General features: G+C 68.4%; 14 protein-coding genes. 7 read left to right on the forward strand and 7 right to left on the reverse strand.

All coding sequences use genetic code 11. The features are described 5' to 3' along the window. The first annotated feature begins 16 nt into the window (after positions 1 to 16). Genes HPS01S_RS11885 through HPS01S_RS11900 form a run of 4 tightly spaced genes read left to right on the forward strand, consistent with a single transcriptional unit; the run spans position 17 to position 3,883 of the window. Entirely contained in the window at positions 17 to 529 is a 513-nt protein-coding gene (locus HPS01S_RS11885) for a tripartite tricarboxylate transporter TctB family protein (protein ID WP_066155943.1), read from the forward strand. Then, positions 526 to 2,019, forward strand: a complete 1,494-nt coding sequence (locus tag HPS01S_RS11890) for a tripartite tricarboxylate transporter permease (RefSeq protein ID WP_066155946.1) — start codon at positions 526 to 528, stop codon at positions 2,017 to 2,019. The genes HPS01S_RS11885 and HPS01S_RS11890 overlap by 4 nt, the downstream gene beginning before the upstream one ends. A gap of 28 nt (positions 2,020 to 2,047) precedes the next feature. Further along, positions 2,048 to 2,968: a 4-hydroxyphenylpyruvate dioxygenase gene (locus tag HPS01S_RS11895; RefSeq protein WP_066155949.1), complete on the forward strand. Its 921-nt coding sequence runs from the start codon at positions 2,048 to 2,050 to the stop codon at positions 2,966 to 2,968. A gap of 3 nt (positions 2,969 to 2,971) precedes the next feature. Continuing rightward, positions 2,972 to 3,883 (forward strand): sugar phosphate isomerase/epimerase family protein, encoded by a 912-nt coding sequence (locus HPS01S_RS11900; RefSeq protein WP_066155952.1) that lies wholly within the window; start codon positions 2,972 to 2,974, stop codon positions 3,881 to 3,883. Positions 3,884 to 3,890: 7 nt separating this feature from the next. Here HPS01S_RS11900 and HPS01S_RS11905 read toward each other — a convergent pair whose 3' ends face one another. Continuing rightward, positions 3,891 to 5,156: an Hsp70 family protein gene (locus HPS01S_RS11905; protein ID WP_066155955.1), complete on the reverse strand. Its 1,266-nt coding sequence runs from the start codon at positions 5,154 to 5,156 to the stop codon at positions 3,891 to 3,893. Positions 5,157 to 5,341: 185 nt separating this feature from the next. Here HPS01S_RS11905 and HPS01S_RS11910 point away from each other — a divergent pair, with 185 nt between their 5' ends. Next, positions 5,342 to 5,806: a (2Fe-2S)-binding protein gene (locus HPS01S_RS11910; RefSeq protein ID WP_066155958.1), complete on the forward strand. Its 465-nt coding sequence runs from the start codon at positions 5,342 to 5,344 to the stop codon at positions 5,804 to 5,806. A gap of 2 nt (positions 5,807 to 5,808) precedes the next feature. Continuing rightward, complete coding sequence (locus tag HPS01S_RS11915) at positions 5,809 to 7,953, forward strand: xanthine dehydrogenase family protein molybdopterin-binding subunit (RefSeq protein WP_066155961.1); 2,145 nt, start codon at positions 5,809 to 5,811, stop codon at positions 7,951 to 7,953. Here the strand turns inward: HPS01S_RS11915 and HPS01S_RS11920 are convergent. The 6 genes from HPS01S_RS11920 to HPS01S_RS11945 form a co-directional block, all read right to left on the reverse strand. Beyond that, on the reverse strand, positions 7,940 to 8,356 hold the full coding sequence (locus tag HPS01S_RS11920) for a carboxymuconolactone decarboxylase family protein (RefSeq protein ID WP_066155964.1): 417 nt from the start codon (positions 8,354 to 8,356) through the stop codon (positions 7,940 to 7,942). The two genes, HPS01S_RS11915 and HPS01S_RS11920, sit on opposite strands and share 14 nt — an antisense overlap. Before the next feature lie 7 nt (positions 8,357 to 8,363). Further along, positions 8,364 to 9,365: a Bug family tripartite tricarboxylate transporter substrate binding protein gene (locus HPS01S_RS11925; RefSeq protein ID WP_066155967.1), complete on the reverse strand. Its 1,002-nt coding sequence runs from the start codon at positions 9,363 to 9,365 to the stop codon at positions 8,364 to 8,366. 54 nt (positions 9,366 to 9,419) lie between these two features. Then, positions 9,420 to 10,478: a beta-keto acid cleavage family enzyme gene (locus tag HPS01S_RS11930; protein ID WP_066155970.1), complete on the reverse strand. Its 1,059-nt coding sequence runs from the start codon at positions 10,476 to 10,478 to the stop codon at positions 9,420 to 9,422. Between the two features lie 30 nt (positions 10,479 to 10,508). Then, positions 10,509 to 11,357 (reverse strand): TauD/TfdA dioxygenase family protein, encoded by an 849-nt coding sequence (locus HPS01S_RS11935; RefSeq protein WP_066155974.1) that lies wholly within the window; start codon positions 11,355 to 11,357, stop codon positions 10,509 to 10,511. 20 nt (positions 11,358 to 11,377) lie between these two features. Further along, positions 11,378 to 12,358 (reverse strand): quinone oxidoreductase family protein, encoded by a 981-nt coding sequence (locus HPS01S_RS11940; RefSeq protein WP_066155977.1) that lies wholly within the window; start codon positions 12,356 to 12,358, stop codon positions 11,378 to 11,380. Between the two features lie 118 nt (positions 12,359 to 12,476). Next, positions 12,477 to 13,517 (reverse strand): AraC family transcriptional regulator, encoded by a 1,041-nt coding sequence (locus HPS01S_RS11945; protein ID WP_066155980.1) that lies wholly within the window; start codon positions 13,515 to 13,517, stop codon positions 12,477 to 12,479. Between the two features lie 135 nt (positions 13,518 to 13,652). Between HPS01S_RS11945 and HPS01S_RS11950 the strand changes: the two genes are divergently transcribed. Then, on the forward strand, positions 13,653 to 14,633 hold the full coding sequence (locus HPS01S_RS11950; RefSeq protein ID WP_066155982.1) for a tripartite tricarboxylate transporter substrate binding protein: 981 nt from the start codon (positions 13,653 to 13,655) through the stop codon (positions 14,631 to 14,633). Positions 14,634 to 14,641: the final 8 nt, after the last annotated feature.

Consider the following 14,641-nt stretch of genomic DNA (forward strand, 5'->3'; position numbering starts at 1 on the left):
CCTTGCGTAACCCACCATGCAACCCACCCGACAACGGCTCCCTGGCGAGCTGAGCTTTCTGGCCGTGCTGCTGCTGGCCAGCCTCTTTCTTCTGTGGACGGCGTACGGCATCTCGAAGTTCGAGTCGCTCACGTCTGCGGGCGCGTTCCCGATGTTCGCTGCAGCGATCATGGTGGTCTGCGCCGTGTTGATCCTGCGGGATGCGGCGCGCTCGGCACCGACCGAGACTCGGGCCGGTGAGTCGCTGGCGGCGCAATTCGTGCGGCGCCTCACGCCGCCAGTGGTGGTGGGCTTCACGGTCGCCATCGCGCTGTACATGGTGCTGCTGCAACCACTGGGCTTTCTGCTGGCGTCCTACCTGTTCCTGGTGGTGTCGATGGCGCTGCTGGGCAGCCGCCGCTGGGGCCTGAACCTGCTGGTGTCGGCGCTGGCACTGGCCGCGATCTACGGGATCTTCCAGACCGTGTTCTCGGTGGTGCTGCCCAGCGGCACCCTGCTGCAGGGCCTGTTCAACGGAGCCGCCGCGTGATCGAAGCGCTCAACTATTTCTTCATCAGCTGGGTCGACGTCCGGTTGCTGCTGCTGACCGCGGCCGGCACCTTCGCCGGCATCTACATCGGCGCCATTCCCGGCCTGTCGGTGACGATGGCGGTGTCCATCCTGATCTCGTTCACCTTCAAATGGGAGGTCAACTCGGCGCTGGCGCTGATCTCGGGCATTTACCTGGGCGGCGTCTATGGCGGCTCGCGCAGCGCCATCCTGCTGAACATTCCCGGCGCGCCCTCGGCCATTGCCACCGGGCTGGACGGCTACCCGCTGGCCAAGCGGGGCGAGGCCGGCACCGCCATCGGGCTGACCACGGTGGTCTCTGTGGTGGGTGGTTTCATCGGCATCCTGGCGCTGGCCGTGGCCGCGCCGGCGGTGGCGGATCTGGCGCTCCAGTTCGCGCCGCGCGACTACCTGATGCTGGCCATCTGGGGCATCCTGCTGGTGGGCAGTCTCTCGGGTGGCTCGCTGGCCAAGGGCATCTTTGCCGGGGCCCTGGGCGTGCTGATCGGCTCGGTCGGGCTCGACCCGATGACCGCCGAGTCGCGCTTCACCTTTGGCAGCCTGCAGTTGACCGCGGGCATCTCCTATGTGGCCGCAATGATCGGCTTCTTCGGCGTGGCCGAGGTGCTGTGCCAGCTGCACGAACTCAAGCTCCAGGCGATCAAGCAGGACGTCTCGAAAATCCTGCCGTCCTGGAGCCTGCTGCGCAAATACCTGCCGCTGACCGCGCGCACCTCCACCATCGGCGTGGTGGTGGGCGCGCTGCCCGGCGCCGGTGGCGACATTGCCGCGCTGATGGCCTACGACCACGCCAAGCGCACGGTCAAAGACCCGTCGCGGCCGTTCGGCGAGGGTGCCTACGAAGGGCTGGTGGCGCCGGAGTCGGCCAACAATGCGGCCGTGGGCGGCGCCTACATCCCGATGCTCACGCTGGGCATTCCGGGCGACGCCGTCACCGCCGTGATCATCGGTGCCATGTACATCCACGGTCTCAAGCCCGGCCCGATGCTGATGGTGGAAACGCCGCACCTGTTCTGGTTCATCGTGGGCAGTCTCACACTGGCCAACATCTTCCTGCTGGTGTTCGGTCTCACCGGCATCCGGCTGTTCGCCAAGATCGTCGAAACGCCCAAACCCATCCTGTTGCCGGTGATCCTGGTGCTGTCGGCCGTGGGTGCGTACGCGATCAACAACAACCCGGTGGATGTGTACTGGATGCTCGGTTTCGGCGTGCTCGGCTACTTCCTGAAGATGTACGGCTTCCAGGTGGGGCCGGTGATCCTGGGCATGATCCTGGGTCCGCTGATGGACAAGAGCTACCGACAGGCCATGATCTCGGCCGAGGGCAACCCGGTGCAGTTCGCGGGCGAGTTCTTCACATCGCCGCTGTCGCTCGTGATCCTGATCGCGCTGACACTGACCATCGCCAGCCAGTCGACCTGGTGGAAGCGGCTGCGCGGTCGAGCCTGATATTCCCTTTCCTGCATGGAGACCTGCCATGAGTGATCTGCTGCTCAACACCGCCGCTGGCCGCGAGCCCCTTCAGGCTTCGTTCAGCGACGCCGCCAACCCCCTGGGCCTGGACGGCATCGAGTTCATCGAATACGCCACCACCAAACCCCAGGCCCTGGGCCAGGTGCTGGAGATGATGGGTTTCCGCCCGGTGGCGCGCCACCGCTCGCGCGAGATCCTGCTCTACCGCCAGGGTGGGCTGAACATCGTCGTCAACGCCCATCCCAGCGACGCCCAGGGCGCCAGCCACGGCAGCGACGTGCCCTCGATTTCCGCGATGGCGCTGCGCGTGCGCGATGCGCGTGCCGCCTACCACTATGTGCTGGAGCGCGGCGCCTGGTCGGTGCCGACGCACGCCGAGGTGATGGAGCTGAACATCCCGGCCATCCACGGCGCGGGCGGCAGCCGCATCTATTTCGTGGACCGCTACAAGGAGTTCTCGATCTACGACGTGGACTTCGTGCCCATCCCCACGGTGGACCAGAAGCCGCCGGCCACCGCCGGTATCCACTTCTTCGGCATCGTGCAGTACATCGGCCCCGAGCGCAGCAACGACTGGATCGCCTTCTACGACGAGCTGTTCGGCACCGAGGTGATCCCCGACGACCAGCGCTTCGGCATCATGCCCAAGGGCACGCTGCTGCGCACGCCGGCGCTGGACCCCTCGCAGCGCTTCATGCTGCAGCTCGTGGAGCCGCCGGTGAACGTGTACGACGCCGACGAGAAGCTGCAGCGCATCGGCCTGGGCGTGCCCGACGTGCTGGCGGCGGTGAAGGCGCTGCGCGCGCTGGGCGTCGAGTTCGTCGAGACCGAAGCGGCGCACACCGAGCAGCGCGGCGCCATCACCAAGACCTACCTGGGGTCGGTGGTGTTCGAGCTGGTGCACAGCGAGCGCGCCGGAGGCTGAGCGATGAAACCCTCCCAAGCCGCCATTGCCGAGGCCATCTCCGGTTTCGGCATGGACACCATCACGCTCGCCGGCCCGCTGGAGGCCAAGCTCGCGGCCATGAAGGCCGCGGGCTTCTCGCAGGTCATGCTCAAGGCCAACGACATCAACGGCCATCCGGGCGGCATCGAGGCCGCCGTCGCGGCCGTCAAGGCCAGCGGTCTGCGCGGCACCGGCTTCCAGGTGCTGCGCGATTTCGAGGGCCTCTCGGGCCACCTGCACCACTACAAGATCGACATCGCCAAGGCCATGCTTGAGATGTGCGCCGCGCTGGACTGCAAGGTGCTGCTGGCCTGCTCGTCGACCTCGGCCCACGCCACGCAGGACCTCGACCACCTCGCGCGCGACCTGCGCAAGCTGGCCATGCTGGCGCTGCCGCTGGGCATCCGGATCGCCTACGAAGGCCTGTCCTGGGGCCGCACCATCAACGAGTTCACCGCCGCCTGGGACGTGGTCTGCCGCGCCGACTGCCCGAACCTTGGCATTGGCCTGGACTCGTTCCACATCTTCGCGGCCAAGACGGCGCTGGACGAGATCGACTACCTCGACCCGAGCAAGATCTTCCTGGTGCAGCTCTCCGACTTCATGTGGCAGGAGGCCAAGACCTTCGAGGAGCGCATGGCGACCGCGCGCACCTTCCGCGTCTTCCCCGGCGAAGGGGTGCACAGCGAGCAGATCGTCGACCTCGTGCTGCGGCTGGACAGGCTCGGCTACGCGGGCGACTACAGCTTCGAGGTATTCAACGACGACTACCAGCAGATGCCGCTGCCCATGGTGGCCGAGCGCGGCAAGCGCGCCGCGCTATGGCTGGCCGAGGACGTGCTGCGCCGCTCGGTGCCGCTGCCCAACCAGATGCGGCTGAAGTCGGTGGGCTGAAGCGGCGTTACGCTGAACGCCCGGTGCCGTACGCCAGCCCCGACGCCACGCCGCCAAACAGGTCGCCCTCGATCAGCGGCACGCCCGGGAACGCCGCGTGCAGCGTCTGCTGGAAGGGGCGCAGGGCCGACGAGCCGCCGGTGAGGTAGACGGCGTCGAGCTGGTCGTTTCGCAGGCCGGCGCGTTGCACGCATTCGCGCGCGCAGGCCACGGTGCGATCCAGCAGGGTGCCCAGGTGCTCGCGCAGCGCGGCCTTGCCCAGGGGGGCCGTGAGGGCGGCTTCGACGATGGAGAGGTCCACGGTGGTGTCGGCGTCGGCCATCGAGCAGCGGATCTTGGCCTGCTCGACCTCGTGGGCGATGTGGTGGCCGTGGCGCTCGCGCAGCACGCGCATCAGCCGCTCGTGCAGCCGCACATCGCTGTAGTTCACGCGCAGCGCCTGCGCCTGGCTGACCGCCTTGGGCAGGTAGAGCCACTGGATCAGGTGCCAGGTGGAGAGGTCGAAGAAGGTGCGGCTGGGCACTTCGCGCCCTTGTGGGCCGAGGTGGCGGTAACCCAGCAGCGGCATCACCTGTTCCAGGCTGAGCCGGTGGTCGAAGTCGGTGCCGCCGATGTGCACGCCGGTGGTGGCCAGCACGTCGTCCGCCCGGTCGGGTCGCGCGATGCGATCAGGGCCCAGGCGCACCACGGTGAAGTCGGAGGTGCCGCCGCCGATGTCGACGATCAGCACCAGGGATTCGTGCGCCAGCCGGCGCTCGTGGTCCAGCGCGGCGGCGATGGGTTCGAGCTGGAAGCTCACCTCGCGGAAGCCCGCGGCCTGCGCGGCTTCCAGCAGCGACTGCTGGGCCGCCGCGTCGCGCGCAGGGTCGTCGTCCACGAAGTGCACCGGCCGGCCCATGACGACCCGTTCAGGCGCGTGGCCCAGCGAGCGGGTGGCGCGTTCGCGCAGCTCGGCCAGGAAGGTGGTCACGATCTCCAGGAAGCTGACCGGGCGGTGGTTGACCTCGGTGCTTTCGTGGATCAGCGGGCTGCCCAGCAGGCTCTTGAGCGAGCGCATCAGCCGGCCTTCGGTGCCGGCGAGGTACTGGGCCACGGCGTCGCGGCCGAAGTGGGTGCGGTGGTCTTCGCTGTTGAAGAACACGGCGGTGGGCATGGAGACGGCGTCGCCTTCGAGCGGGATCAGGCGCGACAGGCCGTCGGGGGCGGCCCAGGACATGGCGGAGTTGGAGGTGCCGAAATCGATGCCGAGGGTGCCGGGGGAGTCTGGGTGCATGGGAGAGGGCCAACAAGGGGAGCGGCATTCTGCCACCGCGCCGGGTGGCCCGAAACGGAACAGCTTGTCCCCACGCCACCGTAGGACAAGGGTCGGCCCGGTCCGGGGCCGGGTGGCTGCTCGTTACATTGCAGAACGACCTTGGCGCCTTGATCGCCGGGCGAACCCTACAGGAGACACACCCCATGTTGAACATCACTGTCAACGGGAAAGCGGCGTCGCTCGACGCCGAACCCGACATGCCCCTGCTCTGGGCGCTGCGCGAAGACCTGCAACTCACCGGGACCAAGTTCGGCTGCGGCATGGCGCTGTGCGGCGCCTGCACCGTGCACCTGGACGGTCAGCCGGTGCGCTCCTGCTCCACCCCGCTGTCGGCCGCCACCGGCAAGAAAGTGGTGACCATCGAGGCCATTGGCAACAGCAAGGCCGGCAAGGCCGTGCAGGCCGCCTGGGTCAAGCACGACGTGCCGCAGTGCGGCTACTGCCAGAGCGGCCAGATCATGAGCGCCACCGCGCTGCTGACCGCCAAGCCCAGGCCCAGCGACAAGGACATCGACGAGGCCATGAGCGGCAACATCTGCCGCTGCGGCACCTACAACCAGATCAAGGCGGCCATCAAGGACGCTGCGACCGCCCTGCAGGGAGCCTGATCATGAGCACCACCAACGATTCCCACGCCTTCGAGACCAGCCGCCGCGGCTTCATGGCCGGTTCAGGCGCCGCCCTGGTCGTCGGCTTCACCCTGCCGTCCATGGGCGGCCGGGCTCTGGCAGCGACCGACACCGCCTTCACGCCCAACGCCTGGCTGCGCATCACGCCCGACAACCGCGTCACCGTGGTCTGCGGCAGCTCCGAGATGGGGCAGGGCGTGCTGACCGCGATCCCGCAGCTGATGGCCGAAGAGCTGGACGCCGACTGGGCCACGGTGGGCGTGGAGCAGGCGCCGGTGAGCCAGGCCTTCAACAACCCCGCCTTCGGCATGCAGGCGACCGGCGGTTCGACCACGGTGCGCGGCCACTGGGACGTGATGCGCAACGCCGGCGCCACCGCGCGCGCCATGCTGGTGGCGGCCGCGGCCGAGCAATGGAAGGTGCCGGCCGGCGAATGCCGCACCGAGGCCGGCCACGTGATGCACGGCAGCAAGAAGCTGAGCTACGGCCAGCTCGCCGAGGCGGCGTCGAAACAGAAGGCGCCCGAGAAGGTGGCGCTGAAGGACCCGAAGGACTTCAAGATCCTCGGCCAGCGCAAGGCCCGGCTGGACACGGCGGGCAAGACCAACGGTTCGGCCAAGTTCGGCATCGACGTCAACCTGCCCGGCATGCTGGTGGCCGTGATGGCGCGCGCGCCGCTGCCGGGCGTGAAGGTGGCCAAGGTGGACGACACGGCGGCCAAGGCGGTCAAGGGCGTGAAGCAGGTGATCACGCTGCCGACCGGCGTGGCGGTGCTGGCCACGGGGTACTGGGCCGCGAAGAAGGGCCGCGATGCGCTGAAGGTGGACTGGGACTTTGGCGACAAGGCCGGGCTCGATTCGGCCAAGGTCACGGCCATGCTGACCGACGGCGCCAGCAAGGCCGACGCGGTGGCGCTCAAGGCGGGCGACGCCGGCATCACCCCGGCCAAGCTGGTCGAGGCCACCTACGAGGCGCCCTATCTCGCGCACGCCTGCATGGAGCCGATGAACTGCACGGCCTGGGTCAAGCCCGACGGCGTGGAGGTCTGGGCCGGCACGCAGAGCCAGGGGCCGGTGCAGGGCATCCTGTCGCAGGTGGCTTCGGTGGACCCGGGCAAGGTCAAGGTCAACACCATGATGCTGGGCGGCGGCTTCGGCCGGCGCTTCGCGCCCGACTTCGTGATCGACGCCACCCTGCTGTCCAAGATCAGCGGCGCGCCGGTCAAGCTGGTCTACACCCGCGAGGACGACATGGCCGCCGGCTTCTACCGCCCGGCTTCGGTGGCGAAGTTCACCGGCGGGCTGGACGCCCAGGGCAACGCGGTGCTGCTCAAGGCCGGCGTAGGCTCGCCGTCCATCATGGCGGCCTCGGGCTTCATGAAGATCCCCGAGAGCGGTGTCGACAGCTTCGCGATGGAGGGCATCAACGACCACCCCTACAGCGTGCCCAACCAGCTCATCACCTACGGCCGGCGCGAGCCTGGGCCCAGCGTCTGGTTCTGGCGTTCGGTCGGCCACTCGCAGAACAGCTTCTTCATGGAAGGCTTCATCGACGAGATGGCGCACGCCGCGGGCAAGGACCCGTTCGAGTTCCGCCGCGCGCTGATGGACCAGCAGCCGCGCTACAGGCAGGTGCTGGAAGTGGCGGCCGAGAAGGCCGGCTGGGGCAAGCCGCTGCCGGCGGGCGTGTTCCGTGGCATCGCGGTGGTGCAGAGTTTCGGCAGTTATGTGGCCGAGGTGGCCGAAGTCTCGATCAACGCCGATGGCACGCCCAAGGTGCACCGCGTGGTGGCCGCAGTGGACTGCGGCATGACGGTGAACCCCACCATCATCGAGCGCCAGGTCGAGGGCGCCATCGTCTACGGGCTGTCGGCCGCGCTGTACGGCAGGATCAGCCTCAAGGACGGCAGGGTCGAACAGGGCAACTTCCACGACTACCCGGTGCTGCGCCACAACGAGATGCCCAAGGTCGAGGTGCACATCGTCAAGAGCACCGAGAAGCCCGGCGGCATCGGCGAGCCCGGCACGCCACCGGTGGCGCCGGCGGTGGCCAACGCGATCTTCGCGGCCACCGGCAAGCGCCTGCGCAGCCTGCCGTTCGACACGTCGCAGCTCAAGAAGGCCTGATCGGCGAGGCCCGGGCCTGGTGGCGGGCCACCTCCTCCAACAGCATGGGCGCACCCATGCTGTTGGCATGCAGGCCGAGCACGCTCACGCCCTGGAGCACCGCCGCAATCTCCTCCGGGGTGGCGCCGAGTTCCAGTGCCCGGCGGATGTGGCGCCGCGTGCCCGGGCCATACATGTGCGTGCATGAGGCGTCCACCGCGATCGAGATGAACTCCCAGACCTTGGGCTCGATCAGGCCCTTGCGCATGGGGTGCATGGCCATGTCGAGGAATTTTTCGGTCCACAGGGGGTCGAGCTCGGCGAAGCTGTCCCACTCGGGGTTCCAGTAGCCGCTGGCGCGCAGCTCGTCGCTGACCGGGGTGGCGCTGGTGCCCGCGCCGGGGGAGGTGGTCGGATGGCTCATGCGTGGTTCAGGAGGGTTGGTGGCCGATCGAGCGCAGCATCCGGCCCGTGCTCTCGTTGTCCTGCCGCAGCGCCTTCTCCAGCTCGGGGACGGTCTGGGCGGGGTTGCCGGCGTCCATGCCCAGGGCGCCGAGCTGGCTCTTCACAGAAGGGGTCGAGATGGCCTTGATCAGTTCCTGGCGGAACTTGTCGCGGATGTCCTGCGGGACGTCGGGCGTGGACCAGATCGAGGTGCCCATGATCTGGCTCAGATCGGGGTGTCCCGCTTCCGCCAGCGAGGGCACGTCGGGCAGATAGGGCGATCGCTTGGCCGAGGTCACGGCCAGGGCGCGCACCTTTCCGCTTTTGATCAGGGGCAGCGAGGTGCCCAGGCCGTCGAACATGAACTGCACCTGGCCGCCCATGAGGTCTTGCAGCGCGGGCGGAGAGCCCTTGTAGCCCACGTGCACCATGTCCAGCCCTGCAGCCTTGCTGAACTGCAGGCCCTTGAGATGCGACAGCGTGCCGGGACTGTAGGACGCGTAGGACACCTTGCCCGGTCGCGTTTTCACGTAGGCCACCATCTCGGCCAGGTTGGAGACGGGCAGGGACGGGTCGGCCACCAGCACCAGCGCGACGGAGGCGACCTCGGCGATCGGGACCAGATCCTTGAGGGGGTCGAAGCGGAACTTGTAGCTGTGCGGGTTTTCCGTCACGAGCGAGTTGGGCGACAGAACAAAGGTGTACCCGTCGCGCGGAGCACCCAGCATGCTTTCGACGGCGAGGATGCCGCCGGCTCCGGGCTTGTTTTCGACCAGCACCGGCTGGTTCAGGCTTTTGCGGACGTTCTCGGCCACGGTGCGCGCGATCATGTCGGAGGCGCCACCGGCCGGTGCAGGCACGACGATGCGGATCGGGCGGTTGGGCCAGCCAGTGCCCTGGGCCATCACCTGGCCGAAGGGCAGGGCCAGCAGCGAGGCCAGAACAAGGGTTCTGCGCGGAAGGGCGGGCGAAGAAGTGTGGAGGGTCATGGACTGTCCTGACATCGTTGAAGGTCTTTCGGGTCGACGCGGGGCGGGCTGCCCTCAGGCCACCTTGCGCAGAAAGCCCTGCTGGCGTCCCGGTGCGTTGGGCGAGAAGCCGTTGGCGGCCAGGGTCTCTTCCACGGTGTCGTAGAACACGCCGATCTTCAGGATCTCGCGCGCCTGCTGGCCGGTGGCGATGGGGCGGCCGAACTCGTTGGCCATGCGCACCAGCTGCTGAATCTGCTGCACGGTGGTCATCTTCTCGGTGCGGCTCTGGTTCCAGAGGTTGTCCTCGATGCCGCAGCGCACGTGCAGGCCCATGGCCATGCCCATCATGTTGATCGGCAGGGTGTTGCGCATGCTGCTTTCCACCGTGAGCATGGTGCCGTCGGGGATGGCGCGCAGGAAGTTGGCCAGGTTGTAGATGTTGGGGGCGTCCATGCCGCCGCTGATGGCGACCCAGTTGCACACCAGCGGCCCCTTGTAGACGCCGCGGCGGATCAGGCGCTCGACGGTCTCGAAGCTGTTGAGGTTGTAGAACTGGAAGGCGCTCTGGATGCCGGCGGCGGACAGGCGCCTGACGTGTTCCTCGACGAAGCTGGGCGTGGAGGGCACCACCATCTCCGTGTAGGCGCGGCGACCCTCGGGCGTGGCCATGGAGGTGCCGGCGATGTCGGCCTCTTCCATGTGTTCGGTCACGTTCATCTGGGTGGTGTTGACGGTCACGGTCACCTGGTCGGGCTTGGGCGTCAGCTCAGCCAGCATGTGGCGCGTGTCGTCGGACAGCCACTTGGCGATCTCGCCTTCGCCGACCGGCGCGAACGAGATCGATCCACCCACCTGGATCACCATCTCGGGCACGGCCTCTCGCACGCCGGCGATCAGCTCGTTGAACTTGGACAGGCGTTTGCTGCCCTTGCCGTCCAGCTCGCGCACGTGCAGGTGCAGCACGGTGGCGCCGGCGTTGTAGCAGTCCACGGCTTTCTGTACCTGCTCTTCCATGGTCACGGCGATGTCCTCGGGGAAGTCCGAAGGAATCCACTCGGGACCGTAGGGGGCGGCGGTGATGACCAGGGGTGGCTGGTTTTCCGGGAAGAGGTGGCCGTCGAGGAAGTTCATGAGGTGTCTCCTGGGTCAGTGAATGGGGGGTCAGAACGTGGGCGTGCCGATGATTCCGGCGCGCTCCATCTTTCGGTGGCAGGGCGGGTAGTCCATCACAGCGTAGTGCTGGGTGGACCGGTTGTCCCAGATGGCGACGCTGTTGGGCTGCCAGCGCCAGCGCACCTGGTACTCGGGAATCGCGGCCTGGCTGATCAGGTACTGCAGCAGGGCCGAGCTGCCCTGGGTGAAGTCCTGGCCATAGCGCACGTTCTCGGGCGTGTGGTAGTTGGTGAAGTGGGTGGTGAAGCCGTTGACGAACAGCACCTTCTCGCCGGTCTCGGGATGGGTGCGCACCACCGGGTGCTCGGCGTCGGGGAACTGGGCCTTGAGCGCCAGGCGTTTTTCGACGGGCATGGCGGCGCCGAAGCTGAATTCGATGCTGTGGCGCGCGCGCAGGCCGGCGATCTGCTGCTTGACCGGCTCGGGCAGCCGCTCGTAGGCCAGCGCCATGTTGGCCCACATGGTGTCGCCGCCCACCGGCGGGCATTCCACACAGCGCAGCACGCAGCCCATGGGCGGCACCTCGCGCCAGGTGGCGTCGGTGTGCCACGAGTTCTCGTAGCGGTCGTTGGGCGCGTCGGGCGTCTTGTAGATTCGCACCAGGCCCGGGTGTTCCGGGTCGCTGCCGGCCACCGGGTGGTCTTCCAGCTCGCCGAAGCGGCGCGCGAAGGCCACGTGGTCGGCGCGCGAAATGTCCTGGTCGCGCAGGAACAGCACCTTGTGCCTGAGCAGCGCGGCCTTCATCTCCTCGTACAGCGCGTTGTCGCGCGCCGCATCGGCCAGGCTCACGCCGCTGACTTCCGCGCCGATGGCGCAGGTGAGTTGCTCGATCTTCATGGGGTGTCTCCTCGGGCGGTTCAGATCACGAACACCGACGAACCGGTGGTCTTGCGCGACTCCAGGTCGCGGTGCGCCTGCTGCGCATCGCCGAGTGCGTAGCGCTGGTGGATGTCGATGCGGATGCGGCCGGCCGCCACGTGGCCGAACACTTCGGCGGCGAGTTCGGCCTTCTCGGCCGGGTCGGCGATGTAGTCGGCCAGGGCCGGGCGCGTGAGGTAGAGCGAGCCCTTCATGGCCAGCAGGTTGGGGTTGAAGCCCTCGATGGGGCCGCTGGCCGTGCCCACGCAGACCATCAGCCCGCGGCGCCTGAGCGAGTCCAGCGAGGCCATGAAGGTGCTCTTGCCGACGCTGTCGAACACCACATCCACGCCCTTGCCACCGGTGAGTGCCTTCACCCGCGTGGCCACGTCCTCGTGGCTGTAGTTGATGGTGTGGGTGCAGCCGTGGGCGCGGGCCATTTCGGCCTTGGCGTCGGTGGACACGGTGCCGATCACGGTGATGCCCAGCAGCTTCGCCCACTGCGAGACGATCAGGCCCACGCCGCCGGCCGCCGCGTGCAGCAGCAGCGTGTCGCCGGCCTGGAAGGGGTGGATGCGGCGCATCAGGTAGGCCGAGGTCAGGCCGCGCATGGTCATGGCGGCGGCGGTCTCGAAGCCGATGCCGTCGGGCAGCTTGATGAGCGGTGCCGCGGCGATGAGGCGCTCGGTGGCGTAGGCGCCCAGGGTGTTGAGGAAGCCGGTGTAGGTGACGCGGTCGCCCACGGCGACGTTGCTCACATCGGGGCCGACGGCCTCGACCACACCCGCCGCCTCCACGCCCATGCCGGCGGGCAGGGGCATGGGGTAGGTGCCGTTGCGGAAGTAGGTGTCGGCGTAGTTCAGGCCGACGGCGGCGTGGCGCAGGCGGACCTGGCCCGGGCCTGGGTCGCCCACCTCGACCTGTTCGATCTCCAGCACCTCGGGGCCGCCGGTGCGGTGCATGCGGATGGCAGTGGCCATGGGGGTGTCTCCTTCGTGCGTTCGGGGTACCGGGTGTCCGGACCATGGAACGCATCGTAGGAATCACCGCCAGTCAGTGCTTGTCAAACTGGGACATTGATTTGCGAATGTGGGACAGTCAGGGTTGACCCTGACGCACCGCCGCTTTCGCTTTTTCCTGCGCGCGCCAGGCGGTGACGCTGCAGCCGAAGGTGTGGCGGAACCAGTGCGAAAACGCCGCCGGCGCGGCGAAGCCCAGCAGCTGCGCCACCTCGGACAGCGGCAGGTCGCTGTCCTGCACCTGGCGCAGCACGAGTTCGGAACGCACCGCCTGCAGCAGCGTGGCGAAGCTCTCGCCCTCGCGCGCCAGGTGGCGGTGGATGGTGCGGCGGTCCACGCCCAGGTGCTGCGCCACCTGCTGCGAGGTGCAGCGCCCGCCTGGCAGCAGCGCGGCCACCAGTTGCTGCACCGTGGCCTTGGTGCTCTGGTGGCGGCCCGAGAGCGCGCGGTCCAGGTACTGGCGGGCGAAGCGCGCCATCTCGGGGTTGTTGCCGGGCAGCGGGGTCTGCAGGTCGGCGGCGGTGCAGACGATGCCGTTGAACTCGCTGTTGAAGTCCACCGAGGTGCCGAAGAAGGCCTTGTGCGCCTTCGCGTCCTTCGGCGGCCGGTGCTTGAAGCACACGCGCACCGGCTTCCACGGCCCGCCCAGCAGCTCGCGCACGATGCGGTACATCACGCCCACCGCCAGCTCCATCGACTGGCGCGTGCTGGCCGACTGCTCGACCAGCAGCTCCTCGCGGATGATCACCAACGGCCCGTGGTCCTCCACCCGCGTGAGCAGCGAGGCGTTGAGCAGGCGCAGGTAGCGGCACAGCGTGTCCAGCGCGGCGCGCGCGGTGGGCTCCTCCTTGAGCACCAGGCTGATCGGGCCGAGGTTGGCCAGGTGGCGCCGCGCCGCCATGCGCAGGCCGAAGTCGTCCACGCCGCTGGCCTGCGCGCTGTCTTCCAGCAGCGCCCGCACCGCCGCTGCGCTCAGCGGCGTTTCGGGATCGTCCAGCGCCCGTGGCGAGAGTCCGGCCTTGCGCAGCAGGGCGCGCGCATCCAGCCCCAGCGACTGCGCCAGCTCGACGTAGCCGGAGAGGCTGGCGCTGCGCACCACGGGCACGTAGGGGTAATCCATGAATGTCCCAATTTCGAAAGTCGATGTCCCGATTGGACAAGCACAGTGGGGGGTGCAGGCCTAGGATTTGCCCCACGGTCCGACACCCGGGCCACGACAGGCCCGACGATGGCCTGCGCCACACTGGAGACATCCATGAACGCCTTCCGCTTTTCGCCCCTGCGCCGCGCCGTGTGCGCTGCCGCCCTTGCCCTCACCCTGCCGGCCGCCATGGCCTGGACCGACAAGCCCGTGCGCATGCTGGTGCCCGCACCGGCCGGCGGCACCATGGACGTGGTGGCCCGCATCGTGGCCGACCAGCTCGCGGCCGACATCGGCCAGCCGGTGGTGGTGGAGAACAAGCCGGGCGCCGGCGGCGCCATCGCGGTGCAGGCCATGCTGGCCGCGCCGCCCGACGGCCACACCATCATGATGACGGCGAGCAACATCCTCACCGAGATCCCGCACGTCATGAAGACGGCCTTCGACCCGCTCAAGGACGTCAAGCCGGTGACCGCCATCGCCCGCGCCACCATGGTCATGGTGGGGGCACCCACCGTGCCGGCCAAGGACGTCAAGGGTGTGGTGGCCTGGGTCAAGGCCAACCCCGGCAAGGTCAGCTTCGCGTCGTACAGCACGGGCACCAGCTCGCACTACGCCGGCATGATCCTGAACCAGAAGGCCGGGCTGGACATGCAGCACGTGCCCTTCGCGGGCTCGCCGCCCGCGCTGGCACAGCTCATGGGTGGCCAGGTGCCGCTGATGTTCGACGGCATGGCGACGTCCAAGAAGATGATCGAGGCCGGCAAGATCCAGGCCTTCGGCGTCGCCGGGAAAAAGCGCTCACCGCACCTGCCCAACGTGCCCACCATGGCCGAACAGGGTTACCCCGACCTCGACTTCACCAACTGGGTCGGCATCATCGTGGCCAGCAGCGTGCCACCTGCCCTGGTGCAGAAGATCAACGCGGCGGTGGACAAGAGCGCCGCCTCGCCCAAGGTGCGCGACCGCCTGCTGGGTGCGGGCTTCGATGCGGGCGGCGACGAGACCGCCGAGCAGATGGCGCAGTCGCTGCGCGCCGACTTCGAGCGCAATGCGGCCATCGTCAAGGCCTTCGACATCAAGCTCAACCAGTGAGCCCCTGG

Source organism: Hydrogenophaga pseudoflava NBRC 102511 (assembly GCF_001592285.1).
Classification (GTDB): domain Bacteria; phylum Pseudomonadota; class Gammaproteobacteria; order Burkholderiales; family Burkholderiaceae_C; genus Hydrogenophaga; species Hydrogenophaga pseudoflava.